Source organism: Xanthomonas sp. CFBP 8445, assembly GCF_025666235.1.
Classification (GTDB): Bacteria; Pseudomonadota; Gammaproteobacteria; order Xanthomonadales; family Xanthomonadaceae; genus Xanthomonas_A; species Xanthomonas_A indica.
This window is the reverse complement of the sequence record NZ_CP102594.1, coordinates 4,591,438-4,613,685: the sequence shown is the minus strand read 5'-3', so window position 1 is coordinate 4,613,685 and position 22,248 is coordinate 4,591,438. Positions and strand designations below refer to the sequence as shown.

The following is a 22,248-nucleotide window of genomic DNA, read 5'->3' as shown; positions in this document are numbered from 1 at the left end:
GCGCCCGCGTCGCGCGCTCACTCCGAGTAGCTCACCGATAGCGTCACGTTGGCGTAGCCGCCGTTGCCGCCGACCAGGCGGAAGAAGTAGCTGCCCGTGGCCGGCAACGCCATCTGCACGTTCTGCGTAGTGCCGTTGCGCAGCGAACTGTAGTCGGCATTGCTGCCGTCGGCGCCGGGGGCGCGCACCGCGCGTGCGTACAGCTTGAGCTGGCCGCTGCCGCCGAGCGTACGCAGTTGCAGGTTGCGCGCATTCACCGGCACGTCCAGGCGATACAGCGGCCCCTGGCCGGCCGCGGCCGACAGTTTGCTGACAGTGCCGCGGCCCACGCTGATCGCCGTGGCCTCGTCGCCGCCGCCGCTGGCGCCGGCGGCACGGGCGACGGCCTTGGCGGCGTTGAGGATGCCGGCGCCGATGTACCGCGTCTGCTTGTTCGGGAAAGGAATGGACGTCTGGGTCAGGATGTCGCGCAACTGCGCCTGCGAGGGCACCGGGCGGTTGGCGTTGAGCGCGGCGCTGATCGCCAGCGCGACCACGCCGGCCACGTGCGGCGAGGCCATCGCGGTGCCCGCGTAGCCGGCGTAGGCCGGCTGGTCCGGGCCCTTTTCGCCGGTGTTGAGCGTGGACCAGACCAGGCCGGTGCGCACCGAGCGCGATCCGCTGGCGGCGTCGTTGGCGTAGACGCCGCCGCCCGGGGCGGACAGGGTGATGGTGTTGCCGTAGTTGGAGTAGTAGGCGCGGCCGCCGGTGATGCCGTTGGCCGCCACGTTGATCACGCCCGGGCAACTGGCCGGCGAGTAGCCCGCGGCATCGGCGTTGTCGTTGCCGGCCGCCACCACCACCACGCTGCCGCGTGCAATCGCGCTGGAGATGGCCGTGGAGGTCACCGAATCCTGCGCGCAGGAGCCGCCGCCGCCCAGGCTCATGTTGATGACTTCGGCCGGATTCGGATTGTCCGGTACGCCGTCGACGTGGCCGCCGGATGCCCAGACGATGGCGTCGGCGATGTCGGCGGTGGTGCCGCCGCAGTGGCCGAGCGCGCGGATCGGCAGGATCTTCGCATCCGGCGCCACGCCGGCCATGCCGATGCCGTTGTTGGTGCGCGCGGCGATGGTGCCGGCGACGTGGGTGCCGTGCCAGGAACTGCCTTTCTGCTCCTCCGGCTGCACGCAGCCGCCGTTCGCGACGAGGTACTTGTCGTCGGTGGTCCAGTCGCCGGTGTCCCAGCCGCCGGCCACGCGACCGTTGCTGGCGCGGCCGGATAGCAGCGCGTCGCTGATGAAGTCGTAGCCGGCGCTGGCCAGCGAGGTGTCCAGGTCCGGATGCGCGGTGATGCCGGTATCGATCACCGCCACCACCACGCCCTGGCCGGTGCCGTACTGCCAGGCCGGCACCAGATCGATGCCGCCGCGGTTGGGATAGCCGGTGGTCTCCGGCGCCAGCGTTTCCAGGTGGCCGTCGGGCGTGCGCAGGTGCCACTGCACGGAATAGCCGGGATCATTCGGTGCGGTCGCCGCGGAGGCGGTGGCCTGCGCGGTGCTGCGCACCGGCTTGAGCAGCAGGTTGGGCTCCACGTGCGCGATCGCGGGATCGGCCTTCAGGCTGGCGATCAGCGTCTGCAACTGCGACGGCGTCAGCGCGCGGCTGGGCCGCACCAGGTCGGCGCCGATGGCGAGCCGGCGCACCCGGTTCAAGGCGGGGGCGGCCTGTCGGTAGGTGCTGGTCCAGGTGCTGGCGGTGCTGCGCGCGGCCATGATCTGGTTCAACGTGGCGTTGGCGGCGCGCGCGTCGCGAACGGCGCTGCTGCCGTCGCGGTAGGTCACGATCAGGCCGTCGTAGACGGTGGATTGCCCCGGTGCGGCCTGGGCCAGGACCGAGAAGCGCGGGGCGGTCTGCGCGTGTACGGTGCCGGCGAGGGCCAGGCCCAGCGACAGGGCGAGCAGGTTGCGGTAAAGCGGGGTGGCATGGGTCATGGGGATGTCTCTGCGAAGATCGACGAAGGCGTGGAAATCACGGAAGGAACGGCAGCGGCGGCCGCGTCACCAACTGAAGCCGGCGCCGGCGGACACGCTCTTCTCGCTGCCGGAGAAGGCGCCGCCGAGCGAGATGCTGGCGCGGTTGCCGATCGCGCGCTGGTAGCCGACCGCCAGCGCGCTTTCGCCGCCCTGCGAACCGACACCGACGCCGACCCGGTTGGCCCCGGCCAGGCCGGAGGTGTTGGTCGCCATGCCGGCGTAGGCGGCACTGACCGCGCCCATCCGGTCGATGCGCCGGTCCAGGTGCTGGAAGCGCTGGTCGGTGTCGGTGCGCAGCCGGGTCAGGTTGTCGTCCCAGCCGGCCATGCGGTTGTCGGTGTAGGCCTTGGCACTACTCAGCGTGGCGCTGTCGCCGGCCTGCATCTGCGCCACGTTGACCGCGTCGGTGGCGGCGCTGCCGGCGGCGACATTGCTGATCTGGCGTTCGTTGCCGGCGCTGCCCACCGAGACGGTGTTGGCGCGGGTGGCGGACGAACCGCGGCCGATCGCCACCGCGTTGTTCGCCGAGACCGAGGCGCCCTGGCCGACGGCGGTACCGGAGGCGGCGGTGACCGTGGCGCTTTCGCCCACCGCCACGGCGTTGGTGGCGCTGGCGCTGATGCTGGCGTTGGCGCCGACCGCGGTACTGCCGTCGGCGTTGACCTGCGCGTTGCCGCCCAGCGCCGTGTCGTTGGGGCCGTAGGCCAGCGCATTGGAACCGATCGCCGTGCCGTTCTGGCTGTTGGCGGTGGCCTGGGCGCCGACCGCCACCGCATTGGTGCCGGCACCGACAGTGGGACCGCCGGTGCCGCCGCTGCCCACCGCCACGCCGCCGCCGCTTTGCACCAGGCTGCCGACTCGAGCATCCAGCGCCGAGAACGCGCCATCCAGCGCCGATAGCGCCGAGCCGACCGTGCCGTAGCTGCGGCCCTGGATCAGGTAGCTGCCGCCGTTGAAGCTGCCATCGCCGCCGACCGCGCTGCCGGCGCCGAGCGCGCTGGCGATGCTGCGCAGCTGCAGCACGTTGACCGCGTCGGTGTCGGCGGTGCCGGCGGCGACGTAGGTGAGCTGGCGCAGCGCGCCATCGTTGCCGAAGGCGACCGCGTTGTCGCGGTCGGCCATCGAGCCGGCGCCGATCGCCACGCTGTTGGCGCCAGTGGCGGCGCTGTTGTAGCCCAGCGCAACGGTCCCCGCGCCCATCGCCGTGGCGCCGCTGCCCAGCGCGGTGGCGCCTTCGCCGTTGGCGCTGGCGATGCTGCCGAAGGCGCTGGCGTCGATGCCGTCGGCATAGGCTTGCCCGCCCACCGCCATGGCGTTCTCGCTGGTGGCCAGCGCCTGCGCGCCCAGCGCCACGCTGTGGACCGCATCGGCATGGCTGTCGAAGCCCAGCGCCACGCCGTAATCCCACAGTGCCCAGCTGCCGGCGCCCACGTTCACCGCGCCCAGGCCGTTGGCTTGGGCGGGAACGCCGCTGTTGCTGGCGCCGATGCTCACGCTCTGCTGGCCGGCGGCCGCGGCGCCTTCGCCGAGGGCCACGCTGCCGTCGCCGCTGGCGGTGGCGGCGTAGCCCATCGCGGTGCCGAAGTAGCCGGAGGCGGTGCTGTAGCCGCCGGTCGCGGTGGCGCCGACATTGGATGCCAAGGCGGCGTAGCCGAAGGCGCCGGCCTGTTCGCCCTCGGCACGCGACGAGCCGCCGACGGCGGTCGCGTACTGCCCGCTGGCCGCCGAGGTGGACCCGACCGCGGTGGCGCTGTCGCCACTGGCGCTGGCGTTCCAGCCCAGTGCGCTGGCGTTGCCGGCGGTGGCGGCGGCGGCCGTGCCGATCGCCAGCGCACCGAAGCCGGTGCTCTGCGCGCCGGCGGAATCGCCGTTGGCGCTGCCGAAGAAACTGCCGCCGATCGCGATGGCCGAGGTGCCGCTGGCCACCGCACCGTCGCCCATCGCGATGGCAGCGCTGTCGGAGGCGACGGTGTGGTGGCCGATGGCGATGGCGAAGGCGCCGGAGGCATCGGCGCGCGCGCCCATCGCCACCGCGCGCAGGCCGGCGGCGCTGGCGTAGTCGCTGCCGTCGTTCAGTCCTTCGGCCAGGAAATAGCGGGTGGTGTTCTGGCTGCCCGGCTGCACGTCCTGGGCGGTGGCGTCCTGGGGCGTGGCGTTGGCAGCGTCGGCGCTGTCGGTCTCGGCGTCGGTGGCCGCGGCGGCGGTATCGCGTTGCGGCGCCGGGGTGGCCGTGGTCGGCGCCGTGGCGGCGAAGGCGCTCGCGGGCAGGCTCAGCGCGAGCAGCAACGCGGCGGTCAACAACCCGTCAGACGCCTGCGGCAGGATGGACGAGGACGACAGCGGGCGCGCGGCGGCGCGCAAGGCATTCGGCAGAAGAGGCATGGTCGGTTCCGGGCTGGGGCCGGGAGCGTCGTCCCGGCGGTGAGTCAGGCCCGATTAAGGCCGCAAGCCCTTCGCCCCTTCAATGCACGCAGGTTCACGGTTTCCTCACGGTAGACTCACCGTCATGGGAGCCTGGGTGAGATGGGGTGCGCACTCTCCGCCGGTCGCGCGCGCCGTGCGGCTGTGGCGGTGCCTCTCGCTATGGCTGCGCCGGGTGCCGATCGCCGACGCGCTGGACCGGCGCAACGCGCCGGCGCTGCAGGTGCTGTTCGTGTTCCTGGGCAGCGAGATTCCGCTCAACAAGCTGTATCACCTGCTGACGGCACCGCGCATCCAGATGAGCCCGGTGCAACTGGCGGTGGACCTCGGCACCGACGCCGCGATCGCGGCCGCGGCCTGGGCCGCAGTCTGGATGATCCGCCGCGGCCTGCTGAAACAGGCCACGGCCATGTTCATCGCGGTGGTGCTGTGTTCGGCGGTCGCCGCCAACCTGGCGTTCGGCTACCAGCTGCAGGCCTTCGATCCGTACCCGATGATGATGCTGACCCTGGCCGCGCTGGTGATCGGGCGCCGCGCGCTGTGGCTGGTGTACCTGTGCATTCCGCTGATCTTCTGGCTGGGCATGGAAAGCCCCTGGGGTCAGGATCCGCGCGGCACCCGCAGCCCGTTCCAGAACCTGCCGTCGCTGGCGCTGAGCTACCTGATGATCACCCTGGTGCTGGACCGCACCGTCGCCGCGCTGCGCGAGAGCCTGTGGCGTGCGCGTCGCAGCGCCGCGCGCCTGCGCGTGGAGATGCGCGAACGCGCCCAGGCGCAGCAGCGGCTGCTGCATCTGCAGAAGATCGAGCTGGTGGAACAACTGGCCAGCGGCGTGTCGCACGACTTCAACAACATCCTCAGTGCGATCCTCGGCTACACCGAGCAACGCCATTGCGTGCACGAACTGGACTATCACCCGCCGCGCGATGCGCTGGTGCTGGCCGAGGCGCTAGAAGGCGTGGCGCTGGCCGCGCACCGCGGCGTGGCGGTCAGCCGCAAGCTGCTCAGCTTCAGTCGCCGCGAGGCCAGCGTGCCTACGCGCTTCGATGCCGGCGAAGCGCTGCGCAGCCTGCAGCCGATGCTGCGGCAACTGTTCGGCGCCGCGGTGCAGGTGCGGCTGGACCTGGCCACCGAGCCGGCGCCGGTGTTCCTGGACCGCAGCCGCTTCGATCTGGCGCTGCTCAACTTCGCCGCCAACGCGCGCGATGCAATGCCCGGCGGCGGCTGTTTTTCGCTGCAACTGCGTCGCGATGGCGAGGCCGTCGCCATCGCCATCGCCGATACCGGCGTGGGCATGAGCGAGGCCGTGCAACGGCAGATCTTCGAACCGTTCTTCACCACCAAGCCGGCCGGGCAGGGCACCGGGCTGGGCCTGGCGGTGGCGTTCGAGATGACGCAACAGGCGCAGGGCAGCCTGCAGGTGCGCAGCGCGCCCGGAGCCGGCACCTGCTTCACGCTGCGCCTGCCGCTGGCCGGGCTCAGCGCTCCTGCGGCATGAGCAGATAGCCTTCGCCGCGCACCGCGCGCAAGGGCAGCGCGCTGCCGGTGCGCTCCTGCACCTTCTGCCGCAAGCGATGCAGCAATGCGTCCAGCCGATGCGGATCGATCTCCAGCCCGGCGTTGCCGCCGAGCATGCCGATCAACGCATCGCGGCTGACCAGGCGTCCGCGCGCCTGCCACAGGCTCTGCAGCACCTTGCGTTCGGAGGCGGTCAACGGCACTGCCTGCCCGTCCGGCGCGAACAGGCACCAGCCATCGTCCTGCAACTGCCATTCCTCGCTGGCCGGCGCGCTCGGCCGCAGCATGCGCCGGGCCACGCTGAACAAGGTCGCGGCGAGGATCTCGATCTGCACCGGCTTGATCAGGTACGCATCCGCGCCCTGCACCAGCCCGCGCACCAGATCCGGCTGCTCGCCGCGGCCGCTGAGGATGACGATGCCCATGCCGGGGTGGCGTTCCTGCAGCTGCTGGGTCAGGGTGAAGCCGTCGCTGTCGGGCAGGCCGATGTCGAGCACGATCAGGTCGAAACGGTGCGCCTCCAGCGCCGCCCACAGCGCCTGCGCGGTGCGCAGCGGCGTGGCCTCGAAGCCGTGCCGCACCAAGCCCGGCAGCAGCACGCGGTCGCGCAGCACATCGTCGTCCTCCAGCAACGCCACCCGCAGCGGGGTGTTGGCGGCAGCAGCAACGAACGGGGGCGGGATGGGATCGGGAACGCGGCTCACGAGGCGGAATCGGCGAAGGGACGGCATTCCTCACGGAGCAGCGTGCGGCGTCGAGGACGCCGTGACCGCTGAGCATCCTGCCGCGTCCTGGACAGTAGCCAGTTTCCAACGGGCTTTCAATGCGCGCTGCAACGCTTCAGCGGCCGCGGCGGCCCGGACTTGCGTTGCCGCCGCGCGCACCCAAGATAGGAAGGCGTCGCGCCATCGGCGCGCGCCTCCACCACGTCCGGGACCGCCACGATGTCGCAGTTGCTGCAGGATCACGCCGCGTCCGCGCAGGCCGCGTCTTCCGCGCTGGAGGCGTTCGTCGACCGCCATCGGCGCCTGTTCGTGCTCACCGGTGCCGGCTGCAGCACCGACTCGGGCATACCCGACTACCGCGACGCCGCCGGCGACTGGAAGCGCGCGCAGCCGGTGACCTACCAGGCCTTCATGGGCGAGCTGGCGACGCGGCAGCGCTACTGGGCGCGCAGCCTGCTCGGCTGGCCGCGCTTCGGTCACGCCCGGCCCAATCCCACCCATGCCGCGCTGGCGCAGCTGGAAGCGCGCGGCCAGGTCGACGTGCTGCTGACCCAGAACGTGGACGGCCTGCACCAGGCAGCCGGCAGCCGCGCCACCATCGACCTGCACGGGCGCCTGGACGTGGTGCGCTGCATGGGCTGCGAGCGGCGCATGCCGCGCGAGGCGTTCCAGCAGCACCTGCTGCAGCACAACCCGCAGTGGGCGACGCTGCAGGCCGCACCGGCGCCCGACGGCGACGCCGACCTGGAGGGCGAGGATTTCGCCAGCTTCGTGGTGCCGGTCTGCGTGCACTGCGGCGGCGTGCTGAAGCCGGACGTGGTGTTCTTCGGCGAGAACGTGCCGCGCGAGCGCGTGGCCAGCGCGTTCGCGCATCTGCAACGCGCCGACGCGGTGCTGGTGGTCGGTTCGTCGCTGATGGTCTATTCCGGCTTCCGCTTCGTGCAGGCGGCTGCCAAGGCCGGCCTGCCGATCGCCGCGGTCAACCTGGGCCGCACCCGCGGCGACGACCTGCTGAGCCTGAAGGTGGAGCAGCCCTGCGCGCAGGCGCTGGCGTTCCTGCTGCCGGCAGCCGCGCGCGTTCCGAATCCCGGCACGAACTGATCCATCGGCAGTGGTTGATCGCGCTGCGCGGCAGGAGTGCAATGACTGCCTCCCGCGCCGCGCGCGGCGTTTCCACGGATCCGCATCGTGAGTCAGTTGTTCTCGCCCCTCGCACTGGGGCCGCTGTCGTTGTCCAACCGCATCGTGATCGCGCCGATGTGCCAGTACTCGGCCGAGGACGGCCGTGCCAGCGATTGGCACACCCAGCACCTGGGCCAACTGGCGCAGTCCGGCGCCGGTTTGCTGATCCTGGAAGCGACCGCGGTGGAGCCGCGCGGGCGCATCAGCTACGCCGACCTGGGCCTGTGGGATGACGCCACCGAGGCGGCGCTGGACGCGGTGTTGCGCGCGGTGCGGCGCTGGTCGCCGATGCCGCTGGGCATCCAGCTCGCGCATGCCGGGCGCAAGGCGTCCACGCACAAGCCCTGGGACGGCGGCGGCGCGATCGCGCCGGACCAGCCGAACGGCTGGCAGACCGTGGCGCCGTCGGCGCAGCCCTTCGCCGCCGACGGCGTGCCGCCACAGGCGTTGGACCTGGCCGGCATCGACGCCATCGTCGAGGCGTTCGTGGCGTCGGCACGGCGCGCCGAGCGCCTTGGCGTCGCGCTGATCGAACTGCATGCCGCGCACGGCTACCTGCTGCACCAGTTCCTGTCGCCGCTGAGCAACCAGCGCACCGATGCCTACGGTGGCAGCCTGGAGAACCGCATGCGCCTGCTGCTGCGCGTGCATGCGGCGGTGCGCGCCGCGGTGGCGCCGAGCATCGCGGTGGGCGTGCGCATCTCCGCCACCGACTGGGTCGACGGCGGTTGGGACCTGGCGCAGAGCGAGGTGCTGGCGCAGGCGCTGCAGGCCCAGGGCTGCGATTACCTGCACGTGTCCAGCGGCGGGCTGGACCGGCGCCAGCGCATCCCGGTGGCGCCCGGCTACCAGGTGCCGTTCGCCGAGGCCTTGCACCGCGCGGTGCGGATGCCGGTGATCGCGGTCGGCCTGATCACCGAGCCGCAGCAGGCCGAGGCCATCCTCGCCGAGGACCGCGCCGATGCCATCGCGCTGGCCCGCGGCATCCTCTACGATCCACGCTGGCCGTGGCACGCGGCCGCCGCGCTGGGCGCGCGGTTGCGCCCGTCGCCGCAATACCTGCGTTGCGAGCCGCATGGGGCGCGCGGCGTGTTCGACGCCTGACCGACGCGCCGCACGGTTGGCGGCCTCCACTTCGATTTCTTCAGGGAGCATGCAATGACGACGATTGGATTTCTCGGCCTGGGCACGATGGGCCAGCCGATCGCGCTCAACCTGCTGCGCGCCGGCCACGCACTGACCGTGTGGAACCGCAGCGCCGCGGCGGCGCAGCCCCTGCTCGAGGCCGGCGCACAGCAGGCCGCGCAACCGGCCGATGCGGTGCGCGGGCCGGTGTTGTTCTCGATGCTGGCCGACGACACCGCGGTGCGCGAGACCCTGCTCGAGCGCGGCGCACTGGACGCGCTCACCGCCGGCAGCGTGCACGTCAACATGGCCACGATTTCGGTGGCGTTGGCGCGTGAGCTGCACGCGCTGCATGCCGAGCGCGGCGTCGCCTACCTGGCGATGCCGGTGCTGGGGCGGGTCGAGGTGGCCGCGGCCGGCCAGCTCAACCTGCTTGCCGCCGGCGACGCCGCGGCCCTGGCGCGGGTGCAGCCCTTGCTCGATGTCATCGGGCGCAAGACCTGGTATTTCGGCGCCGCACCGGAACAGGCCAACGCGGTCAAGCTCGCCGCCAACCTGTGCCTGGCCAGCGCCATCGGCACCATGGCCGAGGCGTCGGCGCTGGTGCGCGGGCACGGCGTGGACGCGGCCGATTTCCTCGACATGCTCACCAACACCGTGTTCGCCGCACCGGCCTATCAGACCTACGGTGGCATGATCGCCGAGCAGCGCTACAGCCCGGCCGGCTTCAAGGCCACGCTGGGCTTGAAGGACGTGCGCCTGGCGCTGAACGCCGGCGAGACCCGGCACGTGCCGATGCCGCTGGCGGCGGTGCTGCGCGACGCCTTCATCGAGGCGATCGCACACGGCGACGGCGAGCTGGACTGGGCGGCATTGGCCAAGGTCGCCGCGCGCCGCGCCGGCCAGGGCTGAGCCGGACGCGTGGATCTTCAGCGGGCCTTGGCGGCGCGTGCCGCACACTGCGTGCCCGCTTGAGCCTGGCGTGCGCTTGCCGCTAAGGTGCGGCGATTTGCTGGCGCATCACAGGAGGATGCCATGAGTCCGAATTCATCCGATCCCGGCGACAGAGCGCCGATCGAGCCGCCGCGCGCGGTGGTGCGCGAGGCCGTGCCCGGCCCCGATCATCCGGACCATCCCGACCATCTCCTGTACGCGCAGATCCGCGAGGGCGTGCATGCGCTGGACGCCGCCTGCGGCCGCGCGCCGGACGCGATCAGCGAGCGCATGGTGGCGCGGCTGCTGCCGCTGGCCAAGGAATACGGCTTCGACCAGGTCGACCACGTGGTGCTCAGCCGCGAGATCGGCGACGTGGAGGATGGCGAGAACGTGTTCCTGGTACGCGGCGACCTGGACGACCCGGCGCACCTGCGAGCGCACATCACCACCCACGAAGCGGTCGGCATGTCGGTGGAGGACTCGCTGGCGCGCCTGGAAAAGGTCAATCGCCGCCTGGCCCTGCGCCTGCGCCCGGAGTGAACGCAGGCGAGTGAGCAGCGTCCTGGGCTGAGCAATGTCCTCGGCGCGGCGTCAGCCGCGACCAGGTTTCAGGATAAGGATGGCTGAGCCCCTCTCCCCCCCCGTGAGAGGGGTTGGGGTGAGGGTCCGGCGCGCAGGGCACCCGGTGTGTTTCGACTGCGCGAGGCTGCGCCCGCACCCTCATCCGCCCCTTCGGGGCACCTTCTCCCGATGGGAGAAGGAAGTGCCGTTCTGTGCGGGCTTCTTCGGTCGTCGCTGCATGACAATTGATCTACCGCTATTGCGTGGTCGGCTGTCCCGACTCCCCAATCCCCAATCCCCAATCCCCAATCCCCAATCCCCAATCCCCGCCTTTCCCCTATCATCGGCGGATGCGCCCCGACTACATCCTGACCCTGTCCTGCCCGGACCGTACCGGCATCGTCTTCCGCGTCAGCGGCCTGCTGTTCGAGCACGGCTGCAATATCCTCGATGCACAGCAGTTCGGCGACGAGGAAAGCGGCCGCTTCTTCCTGCGTGTGCATTTCGATGTGCCCGCCGACGGCATCGTCGCCGCGGTGAAGGTGCAACTGGAGCCGCTCGCCGCCGACTACGCGATGGACTGGCAACTGCACGACGCGCGCCGCCGTGCACGCCTGCTGGTGCTGGTCAGCAAGCAGGGCCACTGCCTCAACGACCTGCTGTTCCGCGCGCACAGCCGGCAACTGCGGGTGGACATCGCCGCGGTGGCCTCCAACCATCCCGATTTCGCCGCGCTGGCCGGCTCCTACGGCGTGCCGTTCCACCACCTGCCGGTGAGCGCGGCCAATCGCGCCGAACAGGAAGCGCAGCTGCTGGCGCTGGTCGAGCGCGAACGCATCGACCTGGTGGTGCTGGCACGCTACATGCAGATCCTGTCGCCGACGCTGTGCGCGGCACTGGCCGGGCGCGCGATCAACATCCACCACAGCTTCCTGCCCAGCTTCAAGGGCGCGCAGCCGTACCACCAGGCGCACGCCCGCGGGGTCAAGATCATCGGCGCCACCGCGCACTACGTCACCGGCGACCTGGACGAAGGCCCGATCATCGAGCAGGACGTGGCCCGCGTGGACCACGCCATGACCCCGCGCGAGCTGGTGCGCCTGGGCAGCGACACCGAGTCGCAGGTGCTGGCTCGCGCCGTGCGCCGCCACGTCGAGCATCGCATCCTGCTCAACGGGCATCGGACGGTCGTGTTTCGGTGAGGCGGGGAGTGGGGATTCGGGATTGGGGATTCGCCAAAGCGGCTTGGCTGATCACCGATGTGCCGATGGCCCTGCCGGCTTTAGCCAATCCCCAATTCCCAATCACGGCTCAAATCGATAACCCGCCCCGTACACCGACCGCACCCAGTCCGCGACGCCGGCGTCGGTGAGCTTGCGGCGCAGGTTCTTGACGTGGCTGTCGACGGTGCGGTCGGTGACGATGCGGTGGTCGAGGTAGAGCCGGTCCATCAGTTGCTCGCGCGAGTACACGCGCCCCGGTGTGGCGGCGAGGGTGCGCAGCAGGCGGAACTCGACCTGGGTCAGGTCCAGGTCGCGGCCGTGCACGCTGGCGCGGCAGGCGTCCTCGTCGATCTGCAGGCCCGGCGCCGGCGCGCCGTTGGGATCGTGGCGATGGCGGCGCAACACCGCTTGCACCCGCGCCACCACCTCGCGCGGGCTGAACGGCTTGCAGATGTAGTCGTCCGCGCCGATCTCCAGGCCGAGCAGGCGGTCGATCTCCTCCACCCGCGCGGTGACCATGATCACCGGCACCGCGCTTTCCCTGCGCAGGTCGCGGCAGATCTCCAGCCCGTCGCGGTTGGGCAGCATCAGGTCCAGCAGCACCAGGTCCGGCTTTTGCGCGCGGAACGCGCCCAGCGCCTGCGCGCCGTCGGCGATCCAGTCGTGCGAATAGCCGGCCGCATGCAGGTACTCGCGCAGCACCGCAGCCAGGCGCGGTTCGTCCTCGACGATCAGCACGTGCCCGATCGGATCCAGCCCGTTCATGCCGTCAGCGCCGGCAAGCGCAACACCACGCGCAATCCGCCGAGCGCGGCGGCGTTGGCGTCGATCGTGCCGCCATGGGCCTCGGCGATGTTGCGGCAGATCGCCAGGCCCAGCCCACTGCCGCCGCTGGCGCGGTTGCGCGAGGCCTCGGCGCGGTAGAAGCGTTCGAACAGACGCGCGCGCTTGTCCGCCTCCACGCCCGGCGCACTGTCCTCCACCACCAGTTCCAGCACCGCGTCGCGGCGCGCGCAGCGCACCTGCACGACGCCGCCGGCGTCGGTATAGCGCAGCGTGTTCTCCAGCAGGTTGCCGAGCAGTTGCTGCAGGCGGCGCTCGTCGCCGTCGACCTGCAGCGACCCGGCCTGGATCTGCACCTGCAGTTGCAGGTGCGCGGCGGCGAAGCGCGCGCGCACGCCGTCCAGCACGGCGGGCAGGATCACCGCCAGGTCGACCGGCGCGCGCCGGTAGGCGAGCGCGCCGACGTCGGTCAGCGACACGTCGTACAGATCCTCGATCAGCTTGCCGAGTTGGCCGATCTGCTGGTGCAGTGAACCCAGCGAGTCGCGCGTCATCGGCCGGATGCCGTCCTGCAGCGCTTCCAGTTCCGCACGCAGCACCGCCAGCGGCGTGCGCAGCTCGTGGGAGATGTCGGCCATGAAGTCGCGGCGTGCGCGTTCGTTGTGCTCCAGCGCCTGCGCCAGCAGGTTGAAGTCGCGCGCCAGCTGGCCCAGTTCGTCGCGCGCGCCGGCGTCGATGCGGGTGGCGTAATCGCCGGCGGCCAGGCGGTGAGTGGCGCCGGCGAGGCCGCGCATGCGCTGCAGCAGGGCGCGCGACAGCAGCCATCCGAGCAGCGCGGCGACCACCAGCGAGGCGCTGCCGATCATCCACCATGCGTGCTGCTGCGCCGCGTAGAAACGCGCGTCTGCCCCCGCCAGCGCCTTCTGGAACGGCAGCATCGCCATCCAGCCGACGGTACGGCCGCCGACCACCACCGGACGCAGGATGTCGTCGCGTCCGACGTCGGGATTGCCGATTACCGGCGTGTAGTCCTGGTCGAGCAGCGCGAAGCGAAACACCGCGCCGGTCTGGTCGGAAACCGGCGGTGCCATGCGCGGCGTGCCGATGCCATGCTCCGGGCGCATCAACACGAACCAGACATCCGGATTGTCGCGCACGAAATCCCAGTTGCCATGCCGCGCGTACTCGGCCCTGACCCGCGGCAGGGTCTCCAGCATGCGCTCCACCCCTTGTTGGTTGAGGTAGTCCAGGAACTGGCGTTTGACGAAGGCCTGTACGGCCAGGCCGTTGATCAGCAGCACCGCCACGCACGCGGCGAGGATGGCGAGGAACAGCTTGGCGGTGAGGCCCAGTTTCATCGGAGGCAATGCGCGGCGCGGGAACGGCAGATGCTGCGTATTAGCCGCGTCGCAGCAAGGGAAAGCAAGCGAATCCGCGCCATCGCCAGCGATCTCCAAATTTGCTGCACATTTGCGCCCTAGCGTGGCCACCTTCGGATCTCCCGTGAGTGCGCCGCATGCTGCTCGTCGTCCGCCGTTTCTCTCTTTCGTCCTCGCGCTGGCTGCTGCTCGCCGCCATCGCCACGGCCGTGGCCGCGTGTTCCTCCAAGCAGCCGCCGCAGATGCCGCAGACGCAGGTCGGCGTGCAGACGGTGAAGGCGCAGCGGCTGGCGGTGGAACAGACCCTGTCGGGCCGCACCGTGGCCTACATGAGCTCGGAGGTGCGCCCGCAGGTCGGCGGCATCCTGCGCAAGCGGCTGTTCGCCGAGGGCCAGGACGTCCGCGCCGGACAGGTGTTGTACGAGATCGATCCGGCCAGCTACCAGGCCGCGTACGACACCGCCAAGGGCGATCTGGCGCAGGCCGAGGCAGCGGTGTTGTCGGCCAGGCCCAAGGCGCAGCGCTACCAGACCCTGGTCGGACTGGATGCGGTCAGCAAGCAGGACGGCGACGATGCAGTGGCCACGCTGCGCTCGAACGAGGCGGCCGTGGTCGCGGCCAAGGCGGCGTTGCAGACCGCGCGCATCAATCTCGACTACACGCGCATCACCGCGCCGATTTCCGGCCGCATCGGCACCTCCAGCTACACGCCGGGCGCGCTGGTCAGCGCCGGCCAGAGCGAGGTGCTGGCCACCATCAACCAGCTCGACCCGATGTACGTGGACGTGACCCAGTCCAGCGCGCAACTGCTGCAGTTGCGCCGCCAGCTCGATGCCGGCCAGCTCAAGGCGGTGAACGGCAAGGCGGAGGTGAAGTTGCAGCTGGAGGACGGCAGCACCTACGCACGCAGCGGCACGCTGGAGGTGGTGGATGCCGCGGTCGATACCGCCACCGGCACGGTCAAGCTGCGCGCGGTGTTCCCCAATCCCGATCATCTGCTGCTGCCGGGCATGTATGTCAAGGCGGTGCTGCCGATGGCGGTGGACGAGCAGGCCATCCTCGTGCCGCAGCAGGCGATCAGCCGCAACAGCAAGGGCGAGGCGGTGGCGATGGTGGTCGGCCGCGACAACAAGGTCGCCCAGCGCGTGCTGACCACCGGCGATGCGATCGGCGACAAATGGGTGGTGCGCGACGGCTTGAAGGCCGGCGACAAGGTCATCGTGCAGGGCTCGCAGAAGGTGTCGGTCGGCGCCGAGGTCAAGGCGGTGGAAGTGACCGCGACCGCGGCGACCGGCAACGCCACCACCACCGCACCGGCGGCCTCCCAGGGCAACGCTGCGGCGGCAACGAAGGCCGACTGAGGAACCGCCATGGCCCGTTTCTTCATCGACCGTCCCATCTTTGCCTGGGTCATCGCGATCGTCATCACCCTGGCCGGCGCACTCTCGATCCTGTCGCTGCCGTTGGAGCAGTATCCCGACATCGCTCCGCCGTCGATCAACATCAGCGCCACCTACACCGGCGCCTCGGCGGAGACCGTGCAGAACTCGGTGACGCAGATCCTCGAGCAGCAGATGACCGGCCTGGACCACCTGCTGTACATGTCCTCCAGCAGCAGTTCTGCCGGCACTGCCTCGATCACCCTGACCTTCGATTCCGGCACCGATCCGGACACCGCCCAGGTGCAGGTGCAGAACAAGGTCTCGCAAGGCGAGGCGATGCTGCCCGAGGCGGTGCAGAGCAATGGCGTGACCGTCACCAAGTCCATGGGCAGCAGCATGTTCATGGTGCTGGCCTTCACCTCCGAAGACGGCAGCATGGACAGCACCGACATCGGCGACTACATGGTGTCCACGCTGCAGGATCCGATCAGCCGGCTCAACGGCATCGGCGGGGTCAACGTGTTCGGCTCCGAGTATTCGATGCGGATCTGGCTGGATCCGGAAAAGCTGCGCACCTACGGGCTGATGCCCTCGGACGTGAGCAACGCGATCTCGGCGCAGAACGCCGACGTCTCCTCCGGCGCGCTGGGCGCGTTGCCGGCGGTGCAGGGCCAGCAGCTCAACGCCACGGTCACCTCGCGCAGCAAGCTCAGGACCCCGGCGCAGTTCGAGGCGATCGTGCTGAAGTCGCAGACCGGCGGCGCCACGGTGTACCTGCGCGATGTGGCGCGGGTCGAGCTGGGCTCCAAGTCCTACGCGTCCAGTTCCAAGTACAACGGCAAGTCCGCCTCCGGCATGGGCCTGGAATTGGCGACCGGCGCCAACGCGCTGGACGCGGCCAAGGCGGTGGAAGCCAAGCTCGAGCAGCTCAAGCCGTACTTCCCCGCCGGGCTCAAGTACGAGATCGCCTACGACACCACGCCGTTCGTGCGCATCTCCATCGAGGAAGTGGTCAAGACCCTGCTCGAGGCGATCGTGCTGGTGGTGCTGGTGATGTACCTGTTCCTGCAGAACTGGCGGGCCACGCTGGTGCCGGTGATCGCGGTGCCGGTGGTGCTGCTGGGCACCTTCGGCGTGCTGGCGTTGCTCGGCTATTCGATCAATACGCTGACCATGTTCGCGATGGTGCTGGCGATCGGCCTGCTGGTCGACGACGCCATCGTGGTGGTGGAGAACGTCGAGCGCCTGATGAGCGAGGAAGGCATGTCGCCGCGGCAGGCGACCTACACCTCGATGGGGCAGATCTCCGGCGCGCTGGTCGGCATCGCCCTGGTGCTGACCGCGGTGTTCCTGCCGATGGCGTTCTTCGGCGGCGCCACTGGCGAGATCTATCGCCAGTTCTCGGTGACCATCGCCGCGGCGATGCTGCTGTCGCTGCTGGTGGCGCTGACCCTGAGTCCGGCGCTGTGCGCCAGCCTGCTCAAGCCGATCGAGCAGGGCGGGCACGTGTCGCGCAAGGGCCCGCTCGGGCGCTTCTTCGGCTGGTTCAATGCGCGCTTCGACCGCGGCGCCGACGGCTACGGCCGCGGCGTGGGCAAGCTGATCGGCCACCGCAAGCTCGGCGGCTTGGTCTATCTGGTGTTGCTCGCGGTGATGGCGCTGCTGTTTTGGCGCCTGCCCAGTTCGTTCCTGCCCGACGAGGACCAGGGCATGCTGATGGTGATGTTCACCACGCCGGCCGGCGCGACCCAGCAGCGCACGCAGCAGTCGATCGACCAGGCCGCCGCGTACATCCTCAAACAGCCGGAGGTGGCCGGCATGATGACCATCACCGGTTTCAGCCTGGCCGGCAGCAGCCAGAATTCGGGAATGGGCTTCATCAAGCTCAAGGATTGGGCCGAGCGCGACGCTTCGGCGCAGGAGATCGCCAACCGCATCACCGGCGCGATGATGGGCACGCTACCGGATGCGCAGGTGTTCGCGCTGTCGCCGCCGGCGATCAACGGCCTGGGCACCACGTCCGGCTTTACCCTGGAATTGCAGGACGTGGCCGGCAAGGGACACGACGCGCTGGTCACCGCGCGGCAGCAACTGCTGCAGCTGGCCAACGCCGACAAGGAGCTGAGCGCGGTGCGCTTCAACGGGTTGGAGGACGCGCCGACCTACCGCGTGCAGATCGACGACGCCAAGGCCGGCGCGCTGGGCCTGAGCGCTTCGGACATCAACGCCACGCTGGCGACGGTGATGGGCGGCAGCTACGTCAACGACTTCCTCAACAACAACCGGGTCAAGCGCGTCTATGTGCAGGGCGAGCCGGCCGCCCGCATGCTGCCGGCCGATATTGGCCGCTGGTACGTGCGCAACAGCAGTTCGGAGATGGTGCCGTTCTCGGCCTTCTCCAGCAGCCAGTGGGCGTATGCGCCACAGGTGCTGAGCCGCTTCAACGGCGTGGAGTCGATGGAGATCACCGGCAGCGCCGCCAGCGGCATCAGTTCCGGCGAGGCGATGAACGGCATCGCTGCGCTGGTGGGCAAGGTCGGCAAGGACGTGGGCTACGCCTGGTCGGGCATGTCCTACCAGGAGCAGGCCGCCGGTGCGCAGACCTGGATGCTGTACGCGGTGTCGCTGGCGTTCGTGTTCCTGTGCCTGGCCGCGTTGTACGAGAGCTGGTCGATCCCGATCTCGGTGATGCTGGCGGTGCCGGTGGGCATCGTCGGCGCGCTGCTGGCGACCTGGCTGCGCGGGCTGTCCAACGACATCTACTTCCAGGTCGGCCTGCTGGCGACGATGGGCCTGGCGGCCAAGAACGGCATCCTGATCGTGGAGTTCGCCAAGGAACTGGAAGAGAAGGGCCAGCCGCTGGTCGAGGCCACCCTGCATGCCGCGCGCATGCGCCTGCGGCCGATCCTGATGACCTCGCTGGCGTTCCTGCTCGGCGTGCTGCCGATGGTAGTCAGCAGCGGCGCCGGTTCCGGCGGCCGCCATTCGCTGGGCACCGGCGTGCTCGGCGGCACGCTGGTCTCGACCGCGCTCGGCATCTTCTTCGTGCCGCTGTTCTACGTGATCGTGCGCAGTCTGTTCCCCGGCAAGCGCGCCGAACCGGCACCGGCACAGCTGCAGGAGGCGAACCCATGACCCCGGTGTCCCTGACCCGCTCGGCGCTGGCGCTGGCTTGCGCCGGCCTGCTCGCCGGCTGCGCCAGCCTGGCGCCGAGCTACGCGCGCCCGGACGCGCCGGTGCCGGCGACCTTCGCCAACGGCGAAGGCAGCAGCCGTGGCAGTGGCGACGCCATCGCCAACGTCGCCTCGCTGGACTGGCGCCAGGTGTTCCTGGACCCGCGCCTGCAGCACGTGATCGCGCAGGCGCTGGAGCACAACCGCGACTTGCGCGTGGCCGTGCTCAACATCGACAAGGCGCGCGCGCAGTACCGCATCCAGCGCGCCGACCTGTTCCCGTCGGTGAGCGTGAGCGGCAGCCAGAGCGCCTCGCGCAGCAGCGCCGCCACCAGCCTCAGCGGACGTTCCGAGGTGGCGCGCACGTATGCGGCCGACGTCGGCATCAGCAGTTGGGAGCTGGACCTGTTCGGGCGCATCCGCAGCCTCAAGGACGAAGCCCTGGAAACCTACCTGGCGACCGCACAGACCCAGCGCAGCACGCGCCTGAGCCTGGTTGCCGAGGTCGCGGCCGACTGGCTGACCGTGGCCGCCGACCAGCAGCGTCTGGCGCTGGCGCAGCAGACCCTGGACAGCCAGCGGCGGACCATGGCGCTCACCGAGGCGCGACACCGGGAAGGCATCGCCTCCGGGCTGGACCTGGCGCAGGTGCAGACCAGCGTGGAAAGCGCGCGCGCCGACGTGGCCAGCTACACCACGCAGCTGGCCACCGCGCGCAACGCCCTGGATCTGGTGGTGGGCGCGCCGGTGCCGGCCGATGCCCTGCCGCAGGCCGGTGCGCTGGAGGGCGGCATCGCGTTGGCGCCGCTACCGGCGCCGCTGGAATCGCGGGTGCTGTTGCAGCGCCCGGACGTACTGTACGCCGAGCACACGCTGAAATCGGCCAACGCCGACATCGGCGCGGCACGCGCGGCGTTCTTCCCGACCATCTCGCTGACCGCCTCCACCGGACGCAGCAGCAGCGCGCTGTCCAGCCTGTTCGATGCGGGTAACCGCACCTGGTCGTTCGTGCCCAGCATCAGCGTGCCGATCTTCCGTGCCGGCGCGCTCAAGGCCCAACTGGACGTGGCCCGCATCACCCGCGACGTCAACATCGCCAGCTACGAGAAGGCCATCCAGAGCGCCTTCAGCGAGGTGGCCGATGCGCTGGCCACGCGTGCGCAGCTGGACGAACGCATGGACGCGCAGCGCGCCCTGGTCGCGGTCACCCAGCGCAGTTACGACCTGGCCGAAGCCCGCTATCGCAATGGCGTGGACAGCTATCTGGATGCGCTGGATTCGCAGCGTTCGCTGTACGCGGCGCAGCAGGACATGATCACGTTGCGGCTGACCGAAGCCGGCAACCGCGTCACCCTGTACAAGGTGCTCGGCGGCGGTGCGGATGCGCAAAGCGGCGAGTCTGTGGCGGACGCGGCGCGTTAGCGCATTCAACGCACGACCGTAGCAGCGGCCTCAGCCGCGACAGGCATGACAGACACCACCTGTCGCGGCTGAAGCCGCTCCTACAAAAACCGCATCCCGGTCGAAAGATCAGCGCCGCACCAGCTGACATGCCCGGGCGGCGCTGTTACCAATCCCCAATCCCGACAAACCAATCCCGGCCCCTCAACGCGCCGCGTTGGCGTTCATCGTCGCGTTGCGGCTGGCGTCCAGGTACTGCGCCGGATCGCGCATGCCGGTGGTGTGGCACTCGCCGGTGGTGTGGCCGCGGTTGATGCCGCCGGGCAACTGGCCGTTGACCTGCTCCACGGTGCCATCCTCCGGGTCGCTCAGCACCAGGTCCGAGGCCGCATTGCAGTAGTCGTTGGTGTACCAGTTGGTCTTGGCGAAGGAGGTGGTGTAGTAGTTCACCAGCGCCCGCGCCGAGTTGGGGATGCCGGCCAGCCAGGCCTTGGCGCCGTCGTAGGTGAGGTCGTTGTTGGTGCCGCAGCCCACGCCGAACCACGAGCCCACCGTGGCCAGGATTCCGGCCAGGTTGGTGCCCTGGTAGGGCGTGCCCACCGACTGCATCACGCGCCCGCCGCTGGCGTTGTCCAGGCCGCTCCAGTAGTACACGTACAGATGCAGCGCGGCCATGCCGCCCTGGCTGTGCGCCACCGTGCCGAACGAATTCCACTGGCTACCGAACTGCGCCAGGCGCTGCGCGAACTGGTCGTTGCTGCGGTTCTGGTTGACGTCCAGGAACGCGGACGCATTGGTGAACTGCGCCACCGGCCACACACCGCCCGAGCAGTAGCCGTGCACCAGCACCAGGCGCTTACCGGTGGCCTGCGCCTGCATGTCGGCGGTGGCGGCTGCGCTCAGCTGCGCCGGGCGCTCGCCCATGCGCATGCTCTCATCGATCGCGCCGGTGCTGCGCGCCACGCTGCTGCGGCGCAGTGCCGGCAGGCTCAGCGGCAGCGTCGCGCGCGTGGCCAGCGGCACGAAGTTGTCCGGATCCTCCACGCGCAGGTTGCGCAGGGTGAACGGCGCGCGGGCGCCGGCGCGGACGATCCAGCGTTCGTCCACGCTCAGCGGCAGGCGCCCGTCCTGCGGCGCGAGCATGCCGCCGAGCCAGGCCACCGGCACCGCGCTGCCGTCGCGGCCGGTGCCCCACAGTTCGCCGAGCACGCGGTAATGCGCCGGCGCCTGGCCGCCGCCGATGCGCACCGGGATCGGCAGGGCCAGGCGGGTGCCGGGCTGGGCGCTGGCGGCGACGGCATCGGCATTGATGCGCAAGGTGGTGTCCAGCACCGGCAGCACGTGCTCGCTGGTGCGCACGAAGGCCTGGCCGCCGGCGTCGTGGCCGTGCACCACCACCTGCGCGATGTAGGTCCCGGTGGCGGTCGCCGGGAAGTCGCCGGCATACACGCCGTCGCCCGCGGCGCCGTCGCCGTGGCGGCCGTCGTCGGCCATCGGCCACTGGCGGATGGAGCCGTCCGGCGCGATCACCCGCAGCTGCGCGGTGTCGATGCGGCCGCTGCCGGCGCTGCGTGCCAGGCTCACGTTGCCCTGCACATCGATGCCGCCGAGCATTGCGGTCAGGCCGATGCGCTGGCCGCGCTGCAGTTGCGCGCGGTCGCTGGGATAGGACGCCAGTTGCGTGCGCGGATCGCCTTCCATCAGGACGTAGCCACGTTGCGGCGTGCGGCTGCCGTCTGCCTGCAGGGTCAGGGTCCAGTCGCCGTTAGCGGCGCTGTCCACGCGGTACTCGCGGGCCGGCAGTGCGGCGCCGCCGGCGCCCAGCTGGGTGGCCTTGGCGCTGGGCGCGAGCATCGGCGTCGCGGCGGCGGTGCCCGCGCGTGCGTTGGCCGTGGCCGGCGCGCTCAGGCGCGGCTGCCAGTCGTGTTCGCCGGACAGCACCACGAAGCGCAGCTTGCCGTTCTCCACCGGCAGCGTGGTCTGCCAGTGTGCCGGGCCACCGCTGCGCGCGGCGGAGAACTCCACCGGCAGCAGCGCGCTCTTGGACAGGATCGCCGCTTCCGCCGGGGCGGGCGCACGCATCTGCGCGAACTCCTCCGGCGGTCCGGCCAGTTGTTTGGGAATCAGTTCGGCCGCGTGCAGCGTGGCGGCGGGGACGACGAGACACAGGACGCAGACGGCGGACAGGTTCGACAGCTTCGGCATGACGCGCTCTCCGTGGCGGTGCTGAGAGCCCACGCGCATACCGAAGACCGCGGCGCGGTGCGCCGCCGGCAGCACGTCGGCGAGGACGCAGCGCCCCCTCGCCACGCGTTCGCCTCCGGTTATAGCCAGCGCACATTGCCGGACAAAGACGCAATGCAGCAATGCACGCCGAACTGGGATGCCGGACATGCCGGGCGTATGGCGATGCCCGGCGCACGT

At 70.6% G+C, this 22,248-nt stretch carries 15 protein-coding genes; 9 read left to right on the top strand and 6 right to left on the bottom strand.

Features of this window, described 5'->3' with window-relative positions:
* Positions 1 to 17 precede the first annotated feature (17 nt).
* On the bottom strand, positions 18 to 1,973 hold the full coding sequence (locus NUG21_RS19975; protein WP_263391823.1) for a S8 family serine peptidase: 1,956 nt from the start codon (positions 1,971 to 1,973) through the stop codon (positions 18 to 20).
* Between the two features lie 66 nt (positions 1,974 to 2,039).
* Entirely contained in the window at positions 2,040 to 4,397 is a 2,358-nt protein-coding gene (locus NUG21_RS19970; protein ID WP_263391822.1) for a YadA family autotransporter adhesin, read from the bottom strand.
* A 214-nt stretch (positions 4,398 to 4,611) separates the two neighbouring features.
* On the opposite strand from NUG21_RS19970, the gene NUG21_RS19965 reads away from it, so the two are divergent.
* On the top strand, positions 4,612 to 5,934 hold the full coding sequence (locus tag NUG21_RS19965) for a sensor histidine kinase (RefSeq protein ID WP_263391821.1): 1,323 nt from the start codon (positions 4,612 to 4,614) through the stop codon (positions 5,932 to 5,934).
* On the opposite strand, the gene NUG21_RS19960 is transcribed toward NUG21_RS19965, so the two are convergent.
* On the bottom strand, positions 5,915 to 6,658 hold the full coding sequence (locus NUG21_RS19960; protein ID WP_242084945.1) for a response regulator transcription factor: 744 nt from the start codon (positions 6,656 to 6,658) through the stop codon (positions 5,915 to 5,917). The two genes, NUG21_RS19965 and NUG21_RS19960, sit on opposite strands and share 20 nt — an antisense overlap.
* Before the next feature lie 240 nt (positions 6,659 to 6,898).
* On the opposite strand from NUG21_RS19960, the gene NUG21_RS19955 reads away from it, so the two are divergent.
* From NUG21_RS19955 to purU, 5 genes are all read left to right on the top strand, one after another.
* On the top strand, positions 6,899 to 7,780 hold the full coding sequence (locus NUG21_RS19955) for an NAD-dependent protein deacetylase (RefSeq protein ID WP_263391820.1): 882 nt from the start codon (positions 6,899 to 6,901) through the stop codon (positions 7,778 to 7,780).
* An 87-nt stretch (positions 7,781 to 7,867) separates the two neighbouring features.
* A complete protein-coding gene (locus NUG21_RS19950) occupies positions 7,868 to 8,965 on the top strand; it encodes an NADH:flavin oxidoreductase/NADH oxidase (protein WP_263391819.1) in 1,098 nt (365 codons plus the stop codon).
* An 87-nt stretch (positions 8,966 to 9,052) separates the two neighbouring features.
* On the top strand, positions 9,053 to 9,898 hold the full coding sequence (locus tag NUG21_RS19945) for an NAD(P)-dependent oxidoreductase (protein WP_237473146.1): 846 nt from the start codon (positions 9,053 to 9,055) through the stop codon (positions 9,896 to 9,898).
* 123 nt (positions 9,899 to 10,021) lie between these two features.
* Positions 10,022 to 10,462, top strand: coding sequence for an XVIPCD domain-containing protein (locus NUG21_RS19940; RefSeq protein ID WP_019796585.1), 441 nt, complete (start codon positions 10,022 to 10,024; stop codon positions 10,460 to 10,462).
* Positions 10,463 to 10,833: 371 nt separating this feature from the next.
* Positions 10,834 to 11,685 carry a formyltetrahydrofolate deformylase gene (purU, locus tag NUG21_RS19935; RefSeq protein ID WP_160946068.1) on the top strand — a complete coding sequence of 284 codons (852 nt, stop codon included), beginning with the start codon at positions 10,834 to 10,836 and terminating at the stop codon, positions 11,683 to 11,685.
* Between the two features lie 102 nt (positions 11,686 to 11,787).
* On the opposite strand, the gene NUG21_RS19930 is transcribed toward purU, so the two are convergent.
* Together NUG21_RS19930 and baeS are read right to left on the bottom strand one after the other, a co-directional pair.
* Positions 11,788 to 12,471 carry a response regulator gene (locus NUG21_RS19930; protein WP_019798235.1) on the bottom strand — a complete coding sequence of 228 codons (684 nt, stop codon included), beginning with the start codon at positions 12,469 to 12,471 and terminating at the stop codon, positions 11,788 to 11,790.
* Positions 12,468 to 13,847: a sensor histidine kinase efflux regulator BaeS gene (gene baeS, locus NUG21_RS19925; protein ID WP_242084948.1), complete on the bottom strand. Its 1,380-nt coding sequence runs from the start codon at positions 13,845 to 13,847 to the stop codon at positions 12,468 to 12,470. Before baeS ends, NUG21_RS19930 begins: the two co-directional genes overlap by 4 nt.
* Positions 13,848 to 14,005: 158 nt before the next feature.
* Between baeS and NUG21_RS19920 the strand changes: the two genes are divergently transcribed.
* From NUG21_RS19920 to NUG21_RS19910, 3 genes are read left to right on the top strand one after another with little or no spacing between them, the layout of a single operon-like run.
* Positions 14,006 to 15,229: an efflux RND transporter periplasmic adaptor subunit gene (locus tag NUG21_RS19920; RefSeq protein ID WP_263391818.1), complete on the top strand. Its 1,224-nt coding sequence runs from the start codon at positions 14,006 to 14,008 to the stop codon at positions 15,227 to 15,229.
* 9 nt (positions 15,230 to 15,238) lie between these two features.
* A complete protein-coding gene (locus tag NUG21_RS19915) occupies positions 15,239 to 18,385 on the top strand; it encodes an efflux RND transporter permease subunit (RefSeq protein WP_263391817.1) in 3,147 nt (1,048 codons plus the stop codon).
* On the top strand, positions 18,382 to 19,845 hold the full coding sequence (locus tag NUG21_RS19910; RefSeq protein WP_263391816.1) for an efflux transporter outer membrane subunit: 1,464 nt from the start codon (positions 18,382 to 18,384) through the stop codon (positions 19,843 to 19,845). Before NUG21_RS19915 ends, NUG21_RS19910 begins: the two co-directional genes overlap by 4 nt.
* 183 nt (positions 19,846 to 20,028) lie before the next feature.
* Here the strand turns inward: NUG21_RS19910 and NUG21_RS19905 are convergent, their stop codons facing one another.
* Positions 20,029 to 22,029: a choice-of-anchor X domain-containing protein gene (locus NUG21_RS19905; RefSeq protein WP_263391815.1), complete on the bottom strand. Its 2,001-nt coding sequence runs from the start codon at positions 22,027 to 22,029 to the stop codon at positions 20,029 to 20,031.
* Positions 22,030 to 22,248 lie beyond the last annotated feature (219 nt).